Below are 21,164 nucleotides of genomic sequence, written 5' to 3'. Positions count from 1 at the left end.
TGCTGAGCCGCCGTCCGCGGCAGGCACGCCGAGTCACGCCCAGCCCGACGCCGGTGACCGTCATCAGGTCGAGCCTGATGAGGGTGAGCCCGACGACGGTGTGGGGGCGGAGCGGCCGGACGACGGGCCGGGCCTCGGCGCGGCGCTGGAGGCGATCCTCATGGTCGTGGACGTTCCGGTGGCCGAGGTGACGCTGGCGCAGGTGCTGGAGCGGCCCACCCACGAGGTGGCCGCCGCGCTCCGGGCGCTGGCCGCGGAATACACGGCGGCCGGAAGGGGTTTCGATCTGAGAGAGGTCGCGGGCGGCTGGCGCTACTACACGCGTGCCGACTGCGCTCCGCTGGTCGAACGGTTCGTCCGTGACGGCCAGCAGACGCGGCTGACCCAAGCCGCGCTCGAAACCCTCGCGGTGGTGGCCTACCGTCAGCCGGTGAGCCGCGCCCGCGTCGCCGCGGTCCGCGGCGTCAACAGCGACGGCGTCATGCGGACGCTCGTCGCGAGGGGGCTGGTCGAAGAGGCCGGCACCGACCCGGAGAGCCAGGCAGTGCTCTACCGGACAAGCTCATACTTCCTGGAACGTCTGGGACTGAAGGACATCGGCGAGCTCCCCGAGCTCGCGCCCTTCCTCCCCGACGACGTGGAGAATCTCGAGGAGACGACAAAGTGATCAACAGGCGCAGCACCCCGTCCGGTGATGGACGCGGTCGTGGACGCACCGGCGGCTCCAGCGGCCGTGGCGGGCGTCCCGCCTACCGCTCGGACGACACCCGCGGCGGTTCCCGCCGCGACGACGACCGCGGCCACGGCCGCGACTCCAGGGGCGAGTACGGCAGGAGCGACTCCGGTAGGGAGAACGGTTCCGCCCGCGACTCGTTCCGCGCCGACCGGAGCGGATCCCGCGCCCGGTTCGGCAAGCCCGACTCGCGCGACGATCGCCCGGGTTTCCGGTCCGAGCGTCGTGATGAGCGCCCGGGTTTCCGTTCCGAGGGTCGTGGTGACCGCTCGGGTTTCCGTTCCGACGGGGACCGTGGTGGGTTCCGGTCTGAGCGTCGCGACGACCGCCCGGGTTTCCGTTCCGAGGGTCGTGGTGACCGCTCGGGTTTCCGTTCCGACGGGGACCGTGGTGGGTTCCGGTCCGGCGGGCGTGAGGGCTTCCGGTCCGAGCGGCGCGATGGTGGCTCCCGCTACGAGCGCCGCGACGACCGCGGCTACCAGGACCGCGACGGCGGCGACCGGCGCGCGGAGCGGCCCACGTTCCGGGCCGAGCGTCCCGCCTTCCGCGCCGACCGCAGCGGCCGCCGCGAGGACACCGCGGGTCCCGCCCGCGCCCGCTACGGCAGGACCGACGCCGGCGGCCGCGAGGACGACCGTCGCTCCCCGGCCCGCAGGGACGAGGGTGGCTTCCGTTCGGACGAGCGTGGTCCTCGCCGTGACGAGGGCGGGTTCCGCTCCGATGAGCGTGGTCCCCGCCGTGACGAGCGTGGTCCTCGCCGTGACGAGGGTGGCTTCCGCTCCGACGAGCGTGGCTCGCGCCGTGACGCGGGCGGGTTCCGCGCCGACTCACGCGGTTCCCGCCGTGACGACGGGCGCCCGAGCCGTGACGAGGGCGGCCGTGCTCCCCGCACCGGTGGCCGTACCCCCGGCACCGGCCGTACCCCCAGGCGCGACGACGTGCAGACGATCGGCGGCCGGCCCACGTACGGCGGTGGCCCGCGGCGCGACGGCTACGGCGGCGACCGCGGACGCGGGGAGGCCGCGCCGCGCGACCGGTTCAAGACCGCCCGCCAGCCGATGCGCGACCGCGACCTCTACCCCGAGGGCTACACCGACGAGCGCGACACCACCGAGGTGCCCGACGGCGTGCGTCTGCAGAAGGTGCTCGCCCAGGCGGGCGTGGCCAGCCGCCGCGCCTGCGAGGAGATGATCGGCGACGGCCGCGTCACCGTGAACGGGCAGGTGGTGCGCAGGTTCGGCGCGAAGGTGGACCCGGCCAAGCAGATCATCCACGTCGACGGCAAGCGCATCCCCACGGCCCCCGACCTGGTCTACTACGCGCTGAACAAGCCCATCGGCGTCGTGTCCACCATGGACGACCCGCAGGGCCGCCCCTGCCTGGCCGACTACGTCCAGGAGCTGGCGCCCAGGCTGTTCCACGTGGGCAGGCTCGACACCGAGACCGAGGGCCTGCTGCTGCTCACCAACGACGGCGAGCTGGCCAACCGGCTGACCCACCCCAGCTACGGGGTGCAGAAGAAGTACTGGGCCAAGGTGCCCGGCCCGATCCCGCGTGACCTCGGCCGCAGGCTCAGGCAGGGCATCGAGCTGGAGGACGGCCTGGCGAGGGCCGACTCCTTCCAGATCGTCCAGGAGCACGGCCAGCAGGCGCTCGTGGAGGTCGTGCTGCACGAGGGCCGCAAGCACGTCGTCCGGCGGATGCTCGAAGAGGCCGGCCACCGGGTCATCGACCTGGCGCGGATCGAGTTCGGGCCGGTCAAGCTGGGCCGGACCAAGCCGGGCACGGTCCGGGCGCTGAGCCTGAAGGAGGTCGGCGAACTCTACGCCGCCGTCAAGCTGTAATCTGGCCAGAACGCAGGAGCCCGTGCGGAGGTCCGCACGGGCTCCCGGGCTTATAGAGGGGACGAAAGCACATGGTGCGGGCGATCCGCGGGGCGATCCAGGTGGACGCCGACGACCGCGACGCGATCATCGAGGCGACGACCGAGCTCGTCTCCACACTGATGGAGCGCAACCAGCTGACCACCGACGACGTGATCAGCGTGCTGTTCACCGCCACACCCGACCTGACGGCCGAGTTCCCGGCGCTGGCCGCGCGCAAGCTGGGCTTCCACGAGGTGCCGCTGATCTGCTGCTCGGAGATCGACGTGCCGGGCGCGCTGCCCCGGGTGGTGCGGCTGATGGCGCACGTGGAGACCGACCGGCCACGTGCGGACATCCAGCACGTCTACCTGCGCGGCGCCGTGGCCCTGCGCCAGGACATCGCCCAGTGAATCGCCCAGTGAGCCGCGCGTAACGGCGCGGGTCCACGACAACCTCCGCATCCATAGGACTCCGACATGGCCTCCGAACTCCGCACCGTGCTGGTCGTCGGCACCGGTCTCATCGGCACCTCCCTGGCGCTCGCGCTGCGCCGCCAAGGGGTGCGCGTGCTGCTCACCGACCGCGACCAGGGTGCCGTACGGCTGGCGCGGGAGCTCGGCGCGGGCGAGGAGTGGCGGCCCGCACGGCAGGGCACGGCGGAGTCCGGCACGGTGCAGCGGGAGGAGGTGCCCGGCGAGCGGGCCGACCTGGCGGTGATCGCGGTGCCGCCCGGGCACGTCGCCACCGAACTGCTCGACCTGCAGCGGCAGGACGCCGCAGCCTGCTACACCGACGTGGCCAGCGTGAAGGCTGAGCCCATCGAGCAGGCAGCGCGGCTCGGCTGCGACCTGACCACCTACGTCGCCTCCCATCCGCTGGCCGGACGCGAGCGCTCCGGGCCCGGGGCGGCGCGGGCCGAGCTGTTCCTGGGCCGGCCGTGGGCATTGTGCCCCACCAAGGAGAGCTCGCCCGAGGCCAGGGCCACTGTCCTGCGGCTCGTCGAGCTGTGCGGGGCCAACCCCGTCGAGGTGGACGCCGCCGAGCATGACCGGGCCGTGGCCGTCGTCTCCCACGCCCCGCACGTGGCGGCCTCCGCCGTGGCCGCCCGGCTGGCCGACGCGCCCGACGTCGCCCTCGGCCTGGCCGGTCAGGGCGTCAGGGACGTCACCAGGATCGCCGGCAGCGACCCCGGCCTGTGGCTGGGCATCCTGTCCGGCAACGCCGCCCCGGTCGCCGAGGTGCTGGAGGCGGTCTCGCGCGACCTGGCCGAGGCGGCGTCCGCGCTGCGGGCCATGGCCGGGGGCGACGGCACCGCGCGTCAGGACATCACCCAGCTGCTCAAACGCGGCGTCGCCGGTCACGGCCGCATCCCGGGCAAGCACGGCGGCCCGGCGCCCGCCTACGTGGTCGTCCAGGTGATCATCGGTGACCGTCCCGGCCAGCTCGCCAAGCTGTTCCAGGTGTGCGACGAGGTCGGGGTCAACGTCGAGGACGTGCGGCTGGAGCACGCACCCGGCCTGCCGCTGGGCGTCGCCGAGGTGGCCGTGCAGCCCGAGGCCGCGCCGGTCCTGACGCGGGCGCTCCACGAACGGGGCTGGCAGGTCCCCTGACCGCCCGTACACACACGGAGGCGCCCGGCCTCAGGGGCGGTCGTGGCGGCAGGCGGCCTGGGACGCCTCCAGGCTCGTCAGGCGCTCCTCCACGCGCGCGGGCACCCGGCGGCAGCGCGCCGGCGCCGTCACGAGCTGGTAAGGAATCGCGGGGGCGAATGCTCCTACGCTGGGCGCATGATCACACTGCGAGGGACGGCTGCCTTGGCCTTGGTGGCCTTGCTGACGGGTGCGTGCGGCAGCGCCGGGCGGGACGACGCGGCCAACCCCGTGCGCGGCACCGCGCCGCTGTCGGCCACGGTGACGTCCCCAGCGGCAGCTGCGCCGGCGACGCCGGCGGTGCCGGCCGCGCTGGCCTTCTCCGCCAAGACACTGAACGGTGAGCCGTTCCAGGGCGCGAGCCTGGCCGGTAAGCCGGTGGTCTTCTGGTTCTGGGCGCCGTGGTGTCCCAAGTGCCGTTCCGAGGCGCCCGCCGTCAAGGCCGCGGTCGCCGCGTTCGGCGAGGTCGCGTTCGTCGGAGTGGCGGGCATGGACACCGAGGCGGCGATGAAGGAGTTCGTCCAGCGGACCGGCACCGGGGACATCGTGCAGCTCGCGGACGCCAACGGGGTGGTGTGGACCAAGCTGGGCGTCAGCCAGCAGTCGACGTTCGTGTTCATGAAACCGGACGGCTCCACCACGAAGGCGTCCGGCCCGCTCGACAAGGACGCGCTGGACGGCCATGTCCGGCAACTCCTCGGCCGGTAGCGCCACCGTGCCGCCGTCACCGTCGACAACCTGGACGGGTGCGCGTGCAAGCTGCTGACCTGCCGCTCGCCCTGGCCCTGGCCGCGGGCACGGTGGCCGCGTTCAACCCGTGCGGCTTCGCGATGCTGCCCGCCTACCTCACCCTCCTGATCGCCGACGGCGAGCCGGCCCGCCGTGGGCCGCTCGGCCGGGCGCTGCTGCTGTCGGCCGCCATGACCGCGGGCTTCGTCACGGTCTTCGGCCTGTTCGGGGTGGCCGTCACCGTGCTGGCCGTGTCGGTCGGCCGCTACCTGCCGTGGGTGACGCTCGTCATCGGCGGGCTGCTGGCGGGACTCGGCGTGTGGTTGCTGACCGGCCGCGAGTTGCTGCTTCGACTTCCTGGGCTGGCCACCGGCCGTCCCGCCGCCTCACCGCTGTCGCTGTACGGCTACGGCCTGTCGTACGCGGTGGCTTCACTGTCGTGCACGGTGGGTCCCTTCCTGGCTGTCACCTCGGCCTCGTTGTCCGGCGCCGGCCTGCTCGGCGGGGTGGCGGCCTTCGTGGCCTACGCGCTCGGCATGGGGCTGGTCGTCGCGGTCCTGTCCCTGGCGGTGGCGCTCGCTCGGGCCGCCGCTGTCGCCAGGTTGCGGCGGCTGCTGCCGTACGTGTCCAGGGCCAGCGGCGGACTGCTCGTCCTGGCCGGGCTGTATGTCATGTACTACGGCTGGTACGAGCTGCGCGTCTTCTCCGGCGGGTCCGCCGATGACCCGATCGTGGGCACCGCGACAGCCTTGCAGGGCGCCCTCGCGGGATGGCTGGAGTCTGCCGGCGCGGGCTGGATCGCTCTCGTGCTCGCCCTGCTCGCCGTCGGCGCGCTCGTGCTGCGCGCGGTGCGGCGGCGGCACGCTCGCTGAATCCCGGGGGAGCGGGGCCGAGCGGTTCGGCCCGCCTGCTTCCGCCGTGTCACATCCGTCGACGCCACTCCGGCGGCGGAGAGGACCGCCGCGAGGCGGTAGCCTCTTCAGGTTGGGTGTGGAACGTGCAGAGGGAGAGGCTGTGACCGGTCTGGTCGTCGCGATGGACGGCCCCTCGGGGTCGGGCAAGTCGAGCGCGTCGCGTGGGGTGGCCAAGGCTCTCGGGCTGCGCTACCTGGACACCGGGGCGATGTACCGCGCGATGACCTGGTGGATGCTGGAGCACGGCGTCGACCTGGCCGACGCCGGCGCGGTCGCGGCCCGCGCGGCCGAGCCCGAGATCTCCTCCGGCACCGACCCCGACAGCCCTGCCATCCACGTCGACGGCGTCGACGTGGCCGGGCCCATCAGGGGTGACGCGGTCACCGGGGCCGTCTCGGTGGTCGCGGCGGTGCCCGAGGTGCGGGCCCGCCTGGTGGCGATGCAGCGGCAGATCATCGGCGACGGCGGCATCGTCGTCGAGGGCCGTGACATCGGCACGGTGGTCGCACCCGAGGCGGAGCTCAAGATCTACCTGACGGCCAGCGCCGAGGCCCGCGCCGCCAGGCGCAACGCCGAGCTGGCCGGCAGCACGATGGAGGCGCAGCAGGCCGCGCTGGCCAGGCGCGACCGGCTCGACTCGACACGCAGGACGGATCCACTCTCGATGGCGGATGGCGCCGTCGAGCTCGACACCACCGCGCTGAACCTCGACGAGGTCATCGCGGAGGTCTTGAGACTGGTCAAGGAGCGCACCTGACCAAGGTGCGGGACTCATTAAGGATGAAAAATCGTGACAACGGGGGACTGGGTCGAGGCTGAGCTCGACGACCTCGAAGTGTCCGGCGACCACGGCGACGACAGCGGCCCGCTGCCCGTCGTGGCCATCGTCGGGCGGCCCAACGTGGGCAAGTCCACGCTGGTCAACCGCATCATCGGCCGCCGGGAGGCGGTCGTCGAAGACGTTCCCGGCGTGACGCGCGACCGGGTCACCTACGAGGCCAACTGGCGCGGGCGGCGGTTCACCGTCGTCGACACCGGAGGCTGGGACCCCGACGCCACCGGCATGGGGCTGCGCATCGCCGAGCAGGCGCAGGTCGCCGTCGAGCTGGCCGACGTGATCGTGTTCGTGGTCGACGCCACGGTGGGCGCCACGGACGCCGACGAGGTCGTCGGCTCGGTGCTGCGCCAGTCCGGCAAGCCGGTCATCCTGGCCGCCAACAAGGTCGACAACCAGCAGCTCGAGCTGGAGGCCGCCGCGCTGTGGTCGCTCGGCCTGGGCGAGCCGCACTCGGTGTCCGCCCTGCACGGCCGCTCCAGCGGCGACCTGCTCGACGAGATGCTCGACGCGCTGCCCGAGACACCGCAGCAGACGTTCGGCACCGAGCGCGGTCCGGCCCGGGTGGCCCTGCTGGGCAAGCCCAACGTCGGCAAGTCCTCGCTGCTCAACAAGCTGGCAGGCGAGGAGCGCGTGCTGGTCGACCCGATGGCCGGCACCACCCGCGACCCGGTGGACGAGCTGATCGAGCTGGGCGGGCGCACCTGGCGCTTCGTCGACACGGCCGGCATCCGGCGGCGCGACCGCGAGCTGCAGGGCGCCGACTTCTACGCGGCGATGCGCACCCGCGCGGCGCTGGAGCGGTCGGAGGTGGCGATCGTGCTGATCGACGCCAGCGAGCCGCTCACCGAGCAGGACCTGCGCATCATCGGCCTGGTCACCGAGTCGGGCCGGGCCATGGTGGTGGCGTTCAACAAGTGGGACCTGGTCGACGAGGACCGCCGCTACTACCTGGAGAAGGAGATCGACAGGCAGCTCGTCCGCACCCCGTGGGCGCTGCGGGTCAACATCTCCGCCATGACCGGCCGCCACATGGACCGGCTCGTCCCGGCCCTGGAGAAGGCGCTCGACTCGTGGTCGACGCGGGTGCCGACGTCGCGCCTGAACGCGTTCCTGACGGAGTTGGTGCAGCAGACGCCGCCGCCGGTGCGGGGCGGCAAGCAGCCGAAGATCCTCTTCGCCACGCAGGCGTCGGTCGAGCCGCCGAAGTTCGTGCTGTTCACCTCCGGCTGGCTGGAGGAGACCTACCGGCGGTTCATCGAGCGGCGCATCCGCGAGGAGTTCGGCTTCGCCGGCTCGCCCATCGAGGTCACCATGAAGATCCGCGAGAAGCGCAAGGGCGGCGGCCAGGCCAAGAAGTGACACCCGAAGGTCAGCGCCCGGCCGGTGGCACCGGCCGGGCGGCGGCCGTCCGGCGGCGGAGTGGCACGGCCGTCACCACGACGGCCGCGACCGGCTGACAACGGAGGTTCGGAGGCGTCGCGGTCGTGGACCACGCCTTCCTGCAACGCCGCAGGTGCGAGCCGCGCGGACACCGCGGGTCAACCCGGTTGCCTCTCCCGGGACCCGGCGGCTACGATCCTCCACCAAACGCAGACGGAGACGAGTACCCAGGAAACCCGCGCGGGTCCAGAGAGCCGCCGGCAGCTGCGAAGGCGGCCCCGCGCCTCCTGGCGAAGACACTCCCGAGTGCGGGGAGGAAATGCCCCGCCGGCCTGACCCCCGTCATCGGGTCCTGGAGGCCGCCACGTTCGGGCGGCGAAAGTGCGGTGGCACCGGGAGTTCCCTTCTCCCCCGCACTCCCAAGGGATCACGCACGTCTCACCAGGAGCTGTGATGATCTCTCGTGTCATGTCGGCGGAGCTCGCGGAGCACGCCGGCCGGAGAGTGACGATCGCCGGTTGGGTCCATCGCCGCCGGCGGCTGAAATCCGTGTCCTTCCTCGTCGTCCGCGACCGCGCCGGGCTGGTCCAGGCGGTCACGTCCGCGCCGCTGCCCGCCGAGGAGAGCGTCGTCCGGGTGACCGGCCTCGTGCGGGCGAGCCCGCAGGCGCCCGGCGGCGCCGAGCTGACCGAGCCGGAGATCGAGGTGCTGGCGGAGCCGGTCGAGGCGCCGCCGTTCGACCTCTACCGGCCCGTCGTGCCCGCCGCGCTGCCGACGATCCTCGACCACGCCCCCGTCGCGCTGCGGCACCCGCTGCTCAGGGCGCCGCTGGAGATCTCGGCGGCGAGCGTCGCCGGGTTCCGCGAGACGCTCGACCGGCTCGGCTGCACCGAGATCCACACGCCGAAGATCGTCGAGTCGGCCACCGAGTCCGGCGCGAACGTCTTCGCGCTCGACTACTTCGGCCGCCCCGCCTACCTCGCCCAGTCGCCGCAGTTCTTCAAGCAGGCGATGGTCGGCGTGTTCGAGCGGGTCTACGAGGTGGGGCCGGTGTTCCGGGCCGAGCCGCACGACACCGCGCGCCACCTGGCCCAGTACACCAGCCTCGACGCCGAACTGGGCTTCGTGCGCGACCACCGCGACGTGATGGCCGTCCTGCGCGAGGCCGTGGCGGGCATGCTGGAGTCGGTACGGCACCGTGCCCCGGCCGCCGTCGAAACCCTCGGCCTCAGGCTGCCCGAGGTGCCGGCCGAGATCCCGGCCGTCCACTTCACCGAGGCTCAGCGGATGACCGGCGAGGACGAGCCCGACCTGTCACCGGCGCAGGAGCGGTGGCTGTCGGACTGGGCGCTGCGGGAGCACGGCTCGGAGTTCCTGTTCGTGACCGGCTACCCGATGTCCAAGCGGCCGTTCTACACCCATCCCGACCCCGGCAGGCCCGGCTACTCCAACGGCTTCGACCTGCTGTTCCGCGGGCTGGAGCTGGTGACCGGCGGGCAGCGGCTGCACCACCACCGTGACTACGTGGCGGCGCTGGCCGCCCGGGGCGAGCCCGTCGAGCCGTACGAGGGGTATCTGCGGGCGTTCGCGCACGGCATGCCGCCGCACGGCGGCTTCGCGATCGGCCTCGAACGCTGGACCGTCCGCCTGACCGGGGCGGCCAACATCCGGCAGGCCGCGCTCTTCCCGCGCGACCTGCACCGGCTGTCACCCTAGCGAGGACGGCCGCCGCGGCATGAGCAGCGCGGCGGCCGCACCGAGCACGCACAGCACCGCCGTGACCAGGAACATCTCCGTGTACTCGGTGTGCAGCGCGGCGTCGACCTTGGCCAGGTAGTCGGCGAGCAGCCGGGCGTGCTCGGCCGGGTCGACGCCGAACGGCAGCGGCGTGTCGAGGTGCGCGGTCAGCGACTGGAAGCGGTAGAAGCCCCACGCCGAGACGCCCGCGATGCCGATCAGCATGCCCATCATGCGGGCCACGACGACCGCCGCCGAGGCGACGCCGTGCTGGGCGGCGGGCGTCACCCGCAGCGCCGCGGCCGACACGGGCGCGATGACCAGCCCGAGCCCCAGCCCGGCCACGGCCAGGGTGAGGTCCGTCTCCAGCCGCGCCGCGGCCAGGTCCAGCGGCCAGCGGCTCATCAGCCCGTAGCCGGCGGCGGCGACGAGCATCCCCGCCACGGAGACGACCCGGTCGCCCGCCCGGCGGGCCAGCAGTCCGCCCAGCACCGCGCCCACCACGAGGGCGGCGAGGAACCGGCCGAGCACCAAGGACGCCTCCAGGGCCTCCAGGTCGAGCAGGGTCTGCGCGGCGAACTGCACGAAGACCATGGTGACCAGGAGCGCAGCCCCGGTCAGGAAGCTCACCGCCAAGGTGGCGAGCAGCGGAGCCTTACGGGTGGTGGACAGGTCGAGCAGGCGTACGGGGGAGCGGATCTCCCACCACACGAACGCGGCCCCGGCCAGGATCCCGGCGCCGATCAGCGGCAGGCCCCACGGCGGCAGCACGGCCCTGGCCGGGTCGGGGTTGTACAGGCCGGCCACCAGGAGGGCCAGGGCCAGCGCCAGCAGCGCGCCGCCCACACCGTCCACGTGTCCCCTGCCGTCCGCGCCGGCCGGGGCGCCCTCGGCAGCGGGCCTGCCGGGCACGGTGACGTGGACGGCGACGGCGGCCAGCGCGGCCAGCGGGACGTTGAGCCAGAAGATCGCGTGCCAGCCGCCCAGCTCCACCCCGAGGACCGTGGTGGCCGGCACCGCCAGCGCCAGCATGCCCCCGTACAGCGGCCCGAGGGCGCTGCCCAGCTCCTGCGCCGCGCCGACCGCGCCGAGGGCCACCGGCCGCTCCCGCTCGTCCCACAGGTCGCCGATGAGCGCCATCGTGATGGGCAGCAGCGCTCCTCCGGCGACGCCCTGGACCGCCCGCCCCGCCACCACCATCACCTCGCCGGCCGCCAGGGCCGTCAGCACCGACCCGAGCGCGAACGCCGCCAGGCAGGCGTGGATCAGCGGGCGCCGGCCGTAACGGTCGGAGAGCTGGCCGAGCAGCGGCATCGCCGCGACGTAGCCGAGCAGGAAGCCGGTCACCACGGGGGTGGCCCGCTCCAGCCGGTTGATCGGGATGCCCACGTCCTCGGCGATGTCGATGAGGACGGTCACCACCACGTAGGCGTCGAGCGCGGCGAGCAGCACCACCGTGCCGCCGACGCCCAGCACGACCCGGCGGGCGCCCCGCACCGGACCGCCCGCGCGGGCGGGGCCGCTCATCCGGCCGCGGGCGGCGGCGTGATCGTGACCGCCGCGTCGTAGTCGGCGAACGACACCGTCACCGTGCCGTCCTGCAGCGGCAGCTCCACCTTGGTCAGCCTGCTCGACGCCTGGTCGATCCAGACCTTGCCGTTGACACCCTGCGTCACGCCGGGCAGCAGCGAGGTCAGCGACTGGCCGGAGAACGTCGTCGCGACCCGGTAGGCGTCGCCCTCGGCGGCCTCGACGCGCGCGTCGGTGGCGTTGGCCAGGAGCTGCGGGATGCCGCGGGCGGGGTCGAGGATGGCCGACGGGTCGTAGAACTGCGCCAGGTCCTTGCGGGTGAGCTTCTGGAAGCCGCCCGTCGGGCCCTTGAAGTGAACGGTGTCACCGACCAGCGCGAAGGTGATCTCCTGGAGGCTCCCCAGCACGTCGAGCGTGATCGTGCCGTCGGCGTCGCCCGCGGCGGTCAGCCTGCCGTCGGCCTTCTGCACCGGCACCTTCGGCTTGCCGTCGGTGGAGATGGAGAAGGCGGCCGACTTGACCGTCTTCATCGCCTCGGCCGCCTTCTTCATGAGGCCGGGACCGTCGGGCAACTCGGCGCCGCCGCCGGACGAGCAGGCCGTGACGAGCGCGGCGAGGAGCGCCACCAGGATCTTTCGGACCATGCGGGGATCGTAGCCAGAGCGGGGGACGATCGTGAGCCGTCGCCGATATCGGTTGGGTGTCAGCGCAGCTTCTTCAGATGGTCGACGATCGGCTGGTAGGCGGCCTCGATCGTGTGGAGCTGGTCGTCGGTGAGCTGGTCGATGAAGTGCTCGCGGACGCTGGTCACGTGGTCGGGCGCCACCTTCTGGATGGTGTCCCACCCCTCGTCGGTGAGCACCGCGAACGTGCCGCGCCGGTCGTCGCGGCAGTCCTCCCGGATGACCAGGCCCTTGGCCTCCATCCGGGAGATCTGGTGGGACAGGCGGCTGCGTGACTGGATCGTCGCGTCGGCCAGGTCGCTCATGCGCATCCGCCGGTCGGGGCTCTCCGAGAGGTTGACGAGGATCTCGTAGTCGTTTACGGAAAGCGAATGCTCCTGCAGCTCGCGGTCGAGCCGGTGCATGAGGAGCTTGTGCAGCGCCAGGTGGGTTCGCCAGGCACGCTGCTCAGCGGGGGACAGCCAGCGAGGCGCGCTCATGATCTCCAATCTAGCGCACGGGACGTCGGCAGGCGTCAGGCGAACGCCATGACGATCGCCACCCCCACGACGTGCATGAGGACGACGGCGACGATGAGCGAGATGAACACGAACTTCGCGGGGCCGTGCTCGAAGGTCTTACCCTCCTCCAGCGGCCTGCGCGCGGCCACGCGGTCGGCGATCCGCTCTTCCAGAGGCTTGCGATAGAACATGTTTTCAGTCTATCCGGGGGACCCGTCCCCCCACCGCTGAGGTGGCGTGACGACCGCCACCACGACGGTCAGCGCAGCAGGCCGGCCATCCAGGACTCCACCTCGTCCGGGTGGCGGGGCAGCGCGCCGGACATCAGCCGCGCCCCGTCCGCCGTGATCACCAGGTCGTCCTCGATGCGCACGCCCAGGCCGCGGAACTCCTCAGGCAGCGTCAGGTCGTCCGGCTGCAGGTACAGCCCCGGCTCGACGGTCAGCACCTGGCCCTCCTCCAGCACCCCGTCCAGGTAGACCTCGGCCCGCGAGCGGGCGCAGTCGTGCACGTCGAGGCCCAGCATGTGGCCGCTGCTGCACAGCGTGTAGCGGCGGTGGAGGCCCGACTCCATCAGCGCGTCGGGAGAGTCCTTCAGCAGGCCCCACTCGTGCAGGCCCTCGCAGATCACCCGCATCGCCGCCCGGTGGAAGTCACGGAAGCGCGCGCCCGGCCGCAGGGTCGCGATGGCGGCCGTCTGCGCCTCGTACACCAGCTCGTACACCTGCCGTTGCACGGAGCCGAACCGGCCGGACAGCGGCAGCGTGCGCGTGACGTCGGCGGTGTAGAGCGTGTCGGTCTCCACGCCCGCGTCGAGCAGCACCATGTCGCCGGGGCGCAGGGCCCCGTCGTTGCGGATCCAGTGCAGCACGCAGGCGTGGGAGCCGGAGGCGACGATGCTGTCGTAGCCCACCGTGTTGCCCTCCAGCCGCGAGCGCAGCCCGAAGACGCCCTCCAGGTAGCGCTCGCCGCGCGGGTGGCCGAGCGCCGCCGGGATGGCGCGCACGACGTCCTCGAAGCCGCGCGCCGTCGAGTCGACCGCCGACTGCAGCTCGCCGACCTCCCACTCGTCCTTGACGAGGCGCGTCTCCGACAGGAAGCACTCCAGCTCCACGTCGCCGCCGCCCGGCTCCACCATGGCGTCCACCTGGGCGTCGACACCGCGCAGCACCCGGGCGGGACCCTTCAGGTCGAGGTCGCGCAGGTGCGCGCACTCCACCTGGTACAGCTCCGCCGCCTCGGCCAGGTCGGGCCTGCGGCCCACCCAGAACTCGCCGTAGCGCCGGTCGCGGTAGAACTCCTGGCCCTCCTCGCGCGGCGAGCGCGGCCGGACGTACAGCGTGGCCTCGCCGGACGGCTCGACGACCAGCACCTCGCCCGGCTCGCCCGCGCCCGTCAGGTAGGAGAAGGCGCTGTGCGGGCGGAACGGGTAGTCCCAGTCGTTGCTGCGCACCTTGAGCGTGCCCGACGGGACGACCAGCCGCTCGCCCGGGAAGCGCGCCGCCAGCGCGGCGCGGCGCTTGGCCGCCCACGGCGCGATCGGCAGCGGCGACACCTCGGCGCGCCGCGTGTCGGCCCAGCCGGTCCGCATGAACGCGGCCAGCTCGTCGGTGATGGGCAGGTCGTGGCTTCCGGTGTTGAGCCGCTCGGTCATCTGGCGCGTCCTGGGTGGTTCGGCTGGCGTGGGGATACGGAGAGCAGCCTACGCCCCAGGGGTTGACGCCCCGCCCGCCGGTTGCTTGCCTGTATAGCACCCGGGAGCGGCGCTTAGCCGGTCCGCGCCCCGGGTAACTCAGAGCCGAGGTGGTGCACATGCTCATCGGGACGATCCTGCATGCCAAGGGCAGCGACGTGACGACCGTGTCGCCCGAGGCGACGGTGCGCGAGCTCCTGGCCAGGCTGGCCGAGCACAACATCGGAGCCGTGGTGGTCTCCTCCGACGGGGCCACGATCACCGGCATCGTGTCCGAGCGTGACATCGTGCGCCACCTGCACGATCACGGCGCGGGGGTGCTCGACGGGCCCGTGTCGGCGATCATGACGGCCGAGGTGCGCACCGTCAGCCTCAACGACCGCGTCGACGAGCTGCGCAAGATGATGACCACCCACCGGGTGCGGCACATGCCCGTGGTCGAGGACGGCCGGCTCGTCGGCATCGTCAGCATCGGCGACGTGGTCAAGAGCGCCATCGAGGAGCTGGAGACGGAGAAGGCGTCGCTGGTCGACTACCTGCACCGCTGACGGGGCGGGTGACGGCCGCCCGCAGCGTTGACAGGGCGGGTGACAGGGCGCGCCGGCGCGTGGTTGACAGGGGTGGGACGCTGGTCGCGTGATCTACGGACCTCCGCCCGAGCGTCCCCGGGCGACCGGCAGCGCGAGCGTCATCCTGCTCGTGTCGGGGCTGACGTGCGCGGTGGGGTTCCTGCTGGGGTACGTGATCGGCCTGGGCTCGGGTGAGACGGTCGCCGCGCCCCCGGCCCCCCGCGTCACGGTGACCATGGAGGAGCCGGTCGATCCGGAGTCCTCGGGGCCGGGCGGCGACCCGCTCGCCACCGGCGACCCCGCCGCGACCCGGCCCGGCGGGGGAGATCCGGCCGCCACCCCGCCGGGCACCGCCGGCCCGTCCGCCACCGCTCCCGGAGCGGTGACACCGCCCGCGGCCACCGCTCCCGGAGCCACCCCGCCCGCAGCGACAGGCGGCCCAACGACAGGCGGCACTGCGACAGGCGGCACGGGCCGCGTCGGCGCGCCCGCCGTCAACCGCACGCTCGTGGTCGGCGTCGACATCCAGCCGGGCACCTACCGCACCACCGGGCCCGCCGCCGGGCAGCCGATGTGCTACTGGGCCCGGCTCAGGAGCACCGTCCCGCAGGCCGCCGACATCATCGCGGCCGACATGCCCAAGAGCGCCGCCACCGTCACCATCGTCGCGACCGACAAGGCGTTCCAGACGGGTGGCTGCGCCGAGTGGATCAGGATGTGACGGATCTTCCCGAATCGCTTGAAAGCGGGCCGGGGACGCGGGAGTGTTGCCCGTCATGCACAAGATCTTCTCGGCGGCCGTCGCGGCCGTCGCCCTGCTCGCCGTCCTCCTGCCCGCGCCGGCCCACGCCGCGCGCGACGAGAGGGTCGCGAGCGCCGCGGCCACCCAGGCCGCGGCGCTGCCCGCTCCGGTGCCCTGCGAGGGCTGCTGGCGGCCCGCCCTCAACACCAGCTGGCAGTGGCAGCTCGACTCCCCGCCGACCAAGCCGTTCCTCGACGTGCAGATGTACGACATCGACGGCTTCGAGGCGCGGGACGGCGTCGTCGTCAAGGCGCTCAAGGCCGCCAAGCCCGGCCGGGGCGTGGTCTGCTACATCAGCGCCGGCTCCTACGAGAACTGGCGGCCGGACGCCCGGAGCTTCCCCGCCGCCGTGCTCGGCAAGAAGCTGGACGGCTGGCCCGGCGAACGCTGGCTCGACATCAGGCAGTACAAGGGCCCGCTCGGCAAGATCATGGAAGCCCGGCTGGACATGTGCAAGAAGGCCGGGTTCGACGCGGTCGAGCCGGACCTCATCGACGGCTACGTCAACGACACGGGCTTCCCGCTGACCGGGGCCGACCAACTCGCCTACAACGCCTGGCTGGCCAACGAGGCGCACGAGCGGGGCATGTCGATCGCGCTGAAGAACGATGTCACGCAGATCCCGCAGCTCCTGCCGTACTACGACTTCGCGCTGAACGAGGAGTGCTGGGCCAACGACGAGTGCACCACCGCGCAGAACGGGCGTTACGGCTACGACCAGTTCGTCAAGGCGGGCAAGGCGGTGTTCCAGGTGGAGTACGAGCTGCCCGTCGGCGAGTTCTGCGCCCGCTCGAACGCCCAGAACTTCAACTCGCTGCTGAAGAACTGGGACCTCGACGCCAAGCGGGTGCCGTGCCGGGGCAAGTGAGCGCCCGGGTGTTTGGCGGCGGTGAGCCCTCCGTAGGAGGATGCGTCCAAGGCCATCGAGGAGGATGACATGTCGGTGCTGCGGAGCCTCGTCCAGGGTGTGCGTGACGGCGCGATCGAGGTGATCGACCTGACAGCGCCCCTGTCGTCGCAGACCCCGATCCTTCGGCTGCCGGAGCCGTTCGGCAACACGATCCCGTTCCGGCTGGAGGAGATCAGCCGTTACGACGACCGCGGCCCGGCCTGGTACTGGAACGACATTCACACCGGCGAGCACACCGGCACGCACTTCGACGCTCCCGTCCACTGGGTGACGGCCCGCGACGGGCAGGACGTCTCGCAGGTGCCGCCCGCCAGCCTGCTCGCCCCGGCCGTCGTGCTCGACTTCGCGGCCGAGGCGGGCAAGGACCCCGACTTCCTCCTCCAGGTCGACCACGTCAAGGCGTGGGAGCGGGTCCACGGGCCGTTGCCGGACGGCGGCTGGCTGCTCTACCGCACCGGCTGGGACACCAGGTCGGGCGAGCAGGAGGCGTTCCTCAACGCCGACGAGACCGGCCCGCACACGCCGGGTGTCTCCGTCGAGTGCGCGCGCTGGCTGGCCGAGGAGACGCCCGTCCTCGGGCTCGGCGTCGAGACGGTCGGCACGGACGCGGGCGCCGCCCACTCCTTCGACCCGGCCTTCCCGTGTCACTCGTTCCTGCTGGGGGCGGGCAAGTACGGTCTGACGCAACTGCGCAACCTCGACCGCCTGCCGGTGACCGGCGCGGTGGTCGTCGCCCCGCCGCTGCCCATCGTGGGCGGCTCCGGCAGCCCGGTCCGCGTGCTCGCCCTGGTCGAGCGGTGAGCGCGGGGCATCGTGATGGGTGACCCGGTGAACGTGGCCGAGGCCGTCGGGCGGACGCTGGCCGTGCTGGGCGTGCGGGGCGTGTTCGGGGTGGTGGGCAGCGGCAACTTCCACGTGACCAACGCCCTCGTGGCGCACGGCGCGCGCTTCGTCGCGGCGCGGCACGAAGGCGGCGCGGCGACGATGGCCGACGCGTACGCCCGGGTCAGCGGCACGGTGGCCGTCCTGTCGGTGCACCAGGGGCCCGGCCTCACCAACGCCATGACGGGCGTCGCCGAGGCGGCCAAGAGCCGCACGCCCCTGGTGGTGCTCGCCGGTGAGGCCACCGACGTCCGGTCCAACTTCCACATCGACCAGGACGCCCTGGCCCGCGCGGTCGGGGCGGTGCCGATGCGGATCTCCTCGGCCGCCGACGCGGTCGAGGAGACCGTCGCCGCGTTGCGCACCGCCCGGCGGGAGCGGCGCACGGTGCTGCTCAACCTGCCCCTCGACGTCCAGGCCGCCACGGTCGAGCCGCAACCGGCCCCCGCCGACGCCGCCTGCCCCGCCGACCGGGCCGCCCGGGAAGCGGCCGGGACCCCGCAGGGAGAGGCCGAGGCCGCTTCGGGCGAGGGCGCGGGTGCGCCCGGGGAGGCGGTCGTGCCCGGAGAGGCGGACGTGGCGCGGCTGGTGCGGCTGCTGGCCGGCGCGCGCAGGCCGGTGTTCGTCGCAGGGCGCGGTGCCCGGCACGCGCGGCACGAGCTGGAGGAGCTGGCCGCCCGCACCGGGGCGCTGCTCGCCACCTCGGCCGTCGCGCGCGGCCTGTTCCGCGGCAGCCCGTGGGACCTGGACGTCAGCGGCGGGTTCGCCACGCCGCTGGCCGCCGAGCTGATCCGCGACGCCGACCTGGTCGTCGGCTGGGGCTGCGCGCTGAACATGTGGACCACCCGCCACGGCACCCTGATCGGCGAGCGGGCCGCGGTCGTCCAGGTGGACGTGGACGAGCGGGCCATCGGCGCGCACCGGCAGGTGGCGCTCGGCGTCGTGGGCGACACCGCGGCCACGGCCCGCGCGGTCACCGCGGCCCTCCGGCCGGCCGGCGGGGCCGTGGCCCGGCGGGATCGGCGGGCGCCCGAGCTGGCCCGGCGGATCCGCGCCGAGGGCCGGTGGCGTGACGTGCCCTACGCCGACGAGAGCGGCGGCGGCCGGATCGACCCCAGGACGCTCACCATCGCCCTGGACGACCTCCTGCCCGTCGAGCGGATCGTGGCCGTCGACTCGGGCAACTTCATGGGCTATCCGTCGATGTTCCTGGACGTGCCGGACGAGCAGGGCTTCTGCTTCACCCAGGCGTTCCAGTCGATCGGTCTGGGTCTCGCCACCGCGATCGGCGCGGCCCTGGCCCGTCCCGACCGGCTGCCGGTGGCCGCGCTGGGCGACGGCGGGGCGCTGATGAGTGCCGCCGAGCTGGAGACCGTCGTCCGGCTGGGCCTGCCGATGGTGGTCGTGGTCTACGACGACGAGGCCTACGGCGCGGAGGTGCATCACTTCGGCCCGCACGGGCACTCGCTGGACCTGGTGCGGTTCCCGCCCGCCGACCTGGCTGCCGTCGCCCGGGGGCACGGGTTCGACGCGGTGACCGTCACGCACCCGTCGGAGCTGGCCGGAGTCGCCGCCTGGCTCAACGGGCCGCGTGACCGGCCGCTGCTCGTGCACGCCAAGGTCACCCGCGACCACCCGTCGTGGTGGCTGGAGGAGGCGTTCAAGGGCCACTGAGGGGGTCGGCCGCAGAGTCCGCGAAGGCGGGGGCGGGTGCGGTCAGTCGGCGAGCTTGCGGAAGCCGCGGGCCTCGTCGGCGGCCGCGAGCACCTGCTCCAGCGGCGCGCCCGCGCCCGCCGTCACCGCGGCGGCGATCGTGCCCTCCACGAACGGCACGTCGGCCAGGACGATCCGGCCCGGCTCCGTCACCAGCCGGGCCGTCAGCACCGAGCTGCCGAGGTCGGCTATGAGCAGCACGCCGTCCCCTTGGTCGGCGGCGCGGATCGCCCGCTCGACGAGGTCGAGGCTGGTGCCGACCCCGCCGTCCGCGGTGCCGCCGGCCGCCGCGAGGGGCACGTCCGCACCGGCGATGCTCCGGGCGAGCGCGACGGTCTCCGCCGCCAGTCCCGCGCTGTGGGACACCAGGACGATCCCGACCACTCAGTCCACCTCCTTGGTCGCCTCCTTGACCGCCACCCCGGCCAGCGCCCCGAGGATGAGCGCCGACGACGCCGCCCCCGGGTCCTCGTGGCCGACGCTGCGCTCGCCGAGATAGCTGGCGCGGCCCTTGCGGGCGCGCATCGGGATCGTCGCCCGCGACCCCTCCTCGGCCGCGACGGCCGCCCGGTGGAACGCCTCGTACGGCGTCAGCCCCTCCTGTGTGGCGGCCGTCAGCGCCCGCGACGCCGGAGCCAGCGCGTCGATCATGGTCTTGTCGCCCGGCGCGGCCTTGCCGAGCCGTTGGACCGCGACGACGCCCGCCTCGAACGCCGCGGCGAACCCGGGCAGCGTCACCGGGTCCTGCAGCGCCTTGCCCATCGCTCGGAACGCCGAGCCGTACAGGGGGCCCGAGGCGCCGCCCACGCGGCGGATCAGCGTCGTGCCCGCCGTCAGCAGCGCCTGTGCGGGCGCCGTGGGCGGCCAGTCCTCCAGCGCCTTGCACACCTCGGTGAAGCCGCGGTCGAGGTTGACCCCGTGGTCGGCGTCGCCTATGGCGGCGTCCAGCTCCGTCAGGTGGTCGCGGCGCAGCCTGATCTGCTCGGCCGCGTCCTTGAACCAGGTGACGAAGAAGCCGATGTCCATCAGCGCCCCCACCGCAGGCCGGGCGTGTCGACCGGTGCGTCCCACAGGCGGGTCAGCTCGTCGTCCAGCCGGCACACCGTGACGGAGAACCCCTGCATGTCGAGGCTCGTCACGTAGTTGCCCACCAGCGACCGGGTCACCCGCGCCCCCTTGCCCCGGACGAACGCCTCGACCTCGGCGAACGTCACGTACAGCTCCATCAGCGGGGTGCCGCCCATGCCGTTGACCATCACGAGCAGGTCGCCCGCGAGCGGCAGGTCGCCGTGGATCGCCTCCATGGCGACGGTGGCCAGCTCGTGTGCCGAGGCCATCGCCGCCCTCCTGCGTCCCGGCTCGCCGTGGATGCCGATGCCCAGCTCCACCTCGCCCTCCGGCAGGTCGAACGTCGGCTTGCCGGCCGCCGGCGTCGTGCACGAGGTCAGCGCGATGCCGAACGAGCGGCTGCGCTCGTCCACCTCGGCCGCCACCCGCGCCACCTCGGCCAGCGGGGCCCCCTGCTCGGCCAGCGCGCCGGCGATCTTCTCCACGAACAGGGTCGCGCCGGTGCCGCGCCGGCCGGCGGTGTAGAGGGAGTCCTCCACGGCCACGTCGTCGTCCACGAGTACGCTCGCCACCTCGACGTCGTCGCACAGCTCGGCGGCCATCTCGAAGTTGAGCACGTCGCCGGTGTAGTTCTTGACGATGTGCAGGACGCCCGCCCCGCCGTCGACCGCCCGGGTGGCCTCGATGATCTGGTCGGGCACGGGCGAGGTGAAGACCTCTCCGGGGCAGGCGGCGTCCAGCATGCCGTACCCGACGAACCCGGCGTGCAGCGGCTCGTGCCCGGACCCGCCGCCGGAGACCAGCCCGACCTTGCCCGCGCGCGGTCCCGAGGCGCGGTAGACGACCCGCTCGTGCACCCGCAGTGACGGGTGGGCCGCCGCCATGCCGCTCAGGGCCTCGTCGACCACGGACTGCGCCGTGTTGATGAGCTTCTTCATGGTCACAACATCTGCCCCTTTTCGCCCGTCC

22 protein-coding genes are annotated in these 21,164 nt (G+C 73.3%); 14 read left to right on the top strand and 8 right to left on the bottom strand.

The window, feature by feature from the left end; genetic code table 11:
* Positions 1-100 precede the first annotated feature (100 nt).
* The 9 genes from scpB (at position 101) to aspS (ending at position 9,824) form a co-directional block, all read left to right on the top strand.
* Entirely contained in the window at positions 101-667 is a 567-nt protein-coding gene (scpB, locus tag FHU36_RS43350) for an SMC-Scp complex subunit ScpB (protein WP_312891621.1), read from the top strand.
* Positions 664-2,577: a pseudouridine synthase gene (locus tag FHU36_RS46165; RefSeq protein WP_312891388.1), complete on the top strand. Its 1,914-nt coding sequence runs from the start codon at positions 664-666 to the stop codon at positions 2,575-2,577. Before scpB ends, FHU36_RS46165 begins: the two co-directional genes overlap by 4 nt.
* A gap of 71 nt (positions 2,578-2,648) precedes the next feature.
* The gene (gene aroH / locus FHU36_RS01800) at positions 2,649-3,008 is read left to right on the top strand and encodes a chorismate mutase (RefSeq protein ID WP_185082066.1); all 360 of its coding nucleotides are present in this window, start codon (positions 2,649-2,651) and stop codon (positions 3,006-3,008) included.
* Between the two features lie 66 nt (positions 3,009-3,074).
* Complete coding sequence (locus FHU36_RS01795) at positions 3,075-4,208, top strand: prephenate dehydrogenase (RefSeq protein ID WP_185082065.1); 1,134 nt, start codon at positions 3,075-3,077, stop codon at positions 4,206-4,208.
* Between the two features lie 177 nt (positions 4,209-4,385).
* Complete coding sequence (locus tag FHU36_RS01790; protein WP_185082064.1) at positions 4,386-4,955, top strand: redoxin domain-containing protein; 570 nt, start codon at positions 4,386-4,388, stop codon at positions 4,953-4,955.
* A 38-nt stretch (positions 4,956-4,993) separates the two neighbouring features.
* Complete coding sequence (locus FHU36_RS01785) at positions 4,994-5,848, top strand: cytochrome c biogenesis CcdA family protein (RefSeq protein WP_312891387.1); 855 nt, start codon at positions 4,994-4,996, stop codon at positions 5,846-5,848.
* Between the two features lie 163 nt (positions 5,849-6,011).
* Entirely contained in the window at positions 6,012-6,647 is a 636-nt protein-coding gene (gene cmk / locus FHU36_RS01780; RefSeq protein WP_185084544.1) for a (d)CMP kinase, read from the top strand.
* Positions 6,648-6,680: 33 nt separating this feature from the next.
* Positions 6,681-8,087, top strand: coding sequence for a ribosome biogenesis GTPase Der (gene der, locus FHU36_RS01775; RefSeq protein ID WP_185082063.1), 1,407 nt, complete (start codon positions 6,681-6,683; stop codon positions 8,085-8,087).
* Between the two features lie 474 nt (positions 8,088-8,561).
* Positions 8,562-9,824, top strand: coding sequence for an aspartate--tRNA(Asn) ligase (gene aspS / locus FHU36_RS01770; RefSeq protein ID WP_185082062.1), 1,263 nt, complete (start codon positions 8,562-8,564; stop codon positions 9,822-9,824).
* Here aspS and FHU36_RS01765 read toward each other — a convergent pair.
* From FHU36_RS01765 to FHU36_RS01745, 5 genes are all read right to left on the bottom strand, one after another.
* Positions 9,816-11,372, bottom strand: coding sequence for an MFS transporter (locus tag FHU36_RS01765; protein ID WP_185082061.1), 1,557 nt, complete (start codon positions 11,370-11,372; stop codon positions 9,816-9,818). The genes aspS and FHU36_RS01765 overlap by 9 nt on opposite strands.
* On the bottom strand, positions 11,369-12,019 hold the full coding sequence (locus tag FHU36_RS01760; RefSeq protein ID WP_185082060.1) for an LppX_LprAFG lipoprotein: 651 nt from the start codon (positions 12,017-12,019) through the stop codon (positions 11,369-11,371). Before FHU36_RS01760 ends, FHU36_RS01765 begins: the two co-directional genes overlap by 4 nt.
* Positions 12,020-12,078: 59 nt before the next feature.
* Positions 12,079-12,537, bottom strand: a complete 459-nt coding sequence (locus tag FHU36_RS01755; protein WP_185082059.1) for a MarR family winged helix-turn-helix transcriptional regulator — start codon at positions 12,535-12,537, stop codon at positions 12,079-12,081.
* Between the two features lie 35 nt (positions 12,538-12,572).
* Positions 12,573-12,749, bottom strand: a complete 177-nt coding sequence (locus FHU36_RS01750; protein WP_185082058.1) for a hypothetical protein — start codon at positions 12,747-12,749, stop codon at positions 12,573-12,575.
* A 68-nt stretch (positions 12,750-12,817) separates the two neighbouring features.
* A complete protein-coding gene (locus tag FHU36_RS01745; protein ID WP_185082057.1) occupies positions 12,818-14,212 on the bottom strand; it encodes an aminopeptidase P family protein in 1,395 nt (464 codons plus the stop codon).
* 158 nt (positions 14,213-14,370) lie between these two features.
* Between FHU36_RS01745 and FHU36_RS01740 the strand changes: the two genes are divergently transcribed.
* The 5 genes from FHU36_RS01740 to FHU36_RS01720 all read left to right on the top strand — a co-directional run bounded on the left by FHU36_RS01740 (position 14,371) and on the right by FHU36_RS01720 (position 19,088).
* Positions 14,371-14,799, top strand: a complete 429-nt coding sequence (locus FHU36_RS01740) for a CBS domain-containing protein (protein ID WP_185082056.1) — start codon at positions 14,371-14,373, stop codon at positions 14,797-14,799.
* A gap of 88 nt (positions 14,800-14,887) precedes the next feature.
* Entirely contained in the window at positions 14,888-15,541 is a 654-nt protein-coding gene (locus FHU36_RS01735; protein ID WP_185082055.1) for an Rv1352/Rv1906c domain-containing protein, read from the top strand.
* Between the two features lie 55 nt (positions 15,542-15,596).
* A complete protein-coding gene (locus FHU36_RS01730) occupies positions 15,597-16,490 on the top strand; it encodes an endo alpha-1,4 polygalactosaminidase (RefSeq protein ID WP_185082054.1) in 894 nt (297 codons plus the stop codon).
* Positions 16,491-16,559: 69 nt separating this feature from the next.
* Complete coding sequence (locus tag FHU36_RS01725; RefSeq protein WP_185082053.1) at positions 16,560-17,333, top strand: cyclase family protein; 774 nt, start codon at positions 16,560-16,562, stop codon at positions 17,331-17,333.
* A gap of 15 nt (positions 17,334-17,348) precedes the next feature.
* Entirely contained in the window at positions 17,349-19,088 is a 1,740-nt protein-coding gene (locus tag FHU36_RS01720) for a thiamine pyrophosphate-binding protein (protein WP_221495735.1), read from the top strand.
* 42 nt (positions 19,089-19,130) lie between these two features.
* Here the strand turns inward: FHU36_RS01720 and dhaM are convergent, their stop codons facing one another.
* Genes dhaM through dhaK form a run of 3 tightly spaced genes read right to left on the bottom strand, consistent with a single transcriptional unit; the run spans position 19,131 to position 21,133 of the window.
* Entirely contained in the window at positions 19,131-19,511 is a 381-nt protein-coding gene (dhaM, locus tag FHU36_RS01715) for a dihydroxyacetone kinase phosphoryl donor subunit DhaM (protein WP_185082052.1), read from the bottom strand.
* Positions 19,512-20,153 carry a dihydroxyacetone kinase subunit DhaL gene (dhaL, locus tag FHU36_RS01710; RefSeq protein WP_185082051.1) on the bottom strand — a complete coding sequence of 214 codons (642 nt, stop codon included), beginning with the start codon at positions 20,151-20,153 and terminating at the stop codon, positions 19,512-19,514. It abuts the gene before it with no gap.
* Positions 20,153-21,133 (bottom strand): dihydroxyacetone kinase subunit DhaK, encoded by a 981-nt coding sequence (gene dhaK, locus FHU36_RS01705; RefSeq protein ID WP_185082049.1) that lies wholly within the window; start codon positions 21,131-21,133, stop codon positions 20,153-20,155. Before dhaK ends, dhaL begins: the two co-directional genes overlap by 1 nt.
* Positions 21,134-21,164: the final 31 nt, after the last annotated feature.

This window comes from Nonomuraea muscovyensis (assembly GCF_014207745.1).
Taxonomy (GTDB): Bacteria; Actinomycetota; Actinomycetes; order Streptosporangiales; family Streptosporangiaceae; genus Nonomuraea; species Nonomuraea muscovyensis.
This window is presented reverse-complemented; position numbering and strand designations above follow the sequence as displayed.

Coding starts and splice junctions, on each gene's coding strand:
- aroH (WP_185082066.1), top strand. CDS start 2,649: ATGGTGCGGGCGATCCGCGGGGCGATCCAGGTGGACGCCGACGACCGC.
- FHU36_RS01795 (WP_185082065.1), top strand. CDS start 3,075: ATGGCCTCCGAACTCCGCACCGTGCTGGTCGTCGGCACCGGTCTCATC.
- FHU36_RS01790 (WP_185082064.1), top strand. CDS start 4,386: ATGATCACACTGCGAGGGACGGCTGCCTTGGCCTTGGTGGCCTTGCTG.
- cmk (WP_185084544.1), top strand. CDS start 6,012: ATGGACGGCCCCTCGGGGTCGGGCAAGTCGAGCGCGTCGCGTGGGGTG.
- aspS (WP_185082062.1), top strand. CDS start 8,562: ATGATCTCTCGTGTCATGTCGGCGGAGCTCGCGGAGCACGCCGGCCGG.
- FHU36_RS01765 (WP_185082061.1), bottom strand. CDS start 11,372: ATGAGCGGCCCCGCCCGCGCGGGCGGTCCGGTGCGGGGCGCCCGCCGG.
- FHU36_RS01760 (WP_185082060.1), bottom strand. CDS start 12,019: ATGGTCCGAAAGATCCTGGTGGCGCTCCTCGCCGCGCTCGTCACGGCC.
- FHU36_RS01755 (WP_185082059.1), bottom strand. CDS start 12,537: ATGAGCGCGCCTCGCTGGCTGTCCCCCGCTGAGCAGCGTGCCTGGCGA.
- FHU36_RS01750 (WP_185082058.1), bottom strand. CDS start 12,749: ATGTTCTATCGCAAGCCTCTGGAAGAGCGGATCGCCGACCGCGTGGCC.
- FHU36_RS01745 (WP_185082057.1), bottom strand. CDS start 14,212: ATGACCGAGCGGCTCAACACCGGAAGCCACGACCTGCCCATCACCGAC.
- FHU36_RS01740 (WP_185082056.1), top strand. CDS start 14,371: ATGCTCATCGGGACGATCCTGCATGCCAAGGGCAGCGACGTGACGACC.
- FHU36_RS01730 (WP_185082054.1), top strand. CDS start 15,597: ATGCACAAGATCTTCTCGGCGGCCGTCGCGGCCGTCGCCCTGCTCGCC.
- FHU36_RS01725 (WP_185082053.1), top strand. CDS start 16,560: ATGTCGGTGCTGCGGAGCCTCGTCCAGGGTGTGCGTGACGGCGCGATC.
- FHU36_RS01720 (WP_221495735.1), top strand. CDS start 17,349: ATGGGTGACCCGGTGAACGTGGCCGAGGCCGTCGGGCGGACGCTGGCC.
- dhaL (WP_185082051.1), bottom strand. CDS start 20,153: ATGGACATCGGCTTCTTCGTCACCTGGTTCAAGGACGCGGCCGAGCAG.
- dhaK (WP_185082049.1), bottom strand. CDS start 21,133: ATGAAGAAGCTCATCAACACGGCGCAGTCCGTGGTCGACGAGGCCCTG.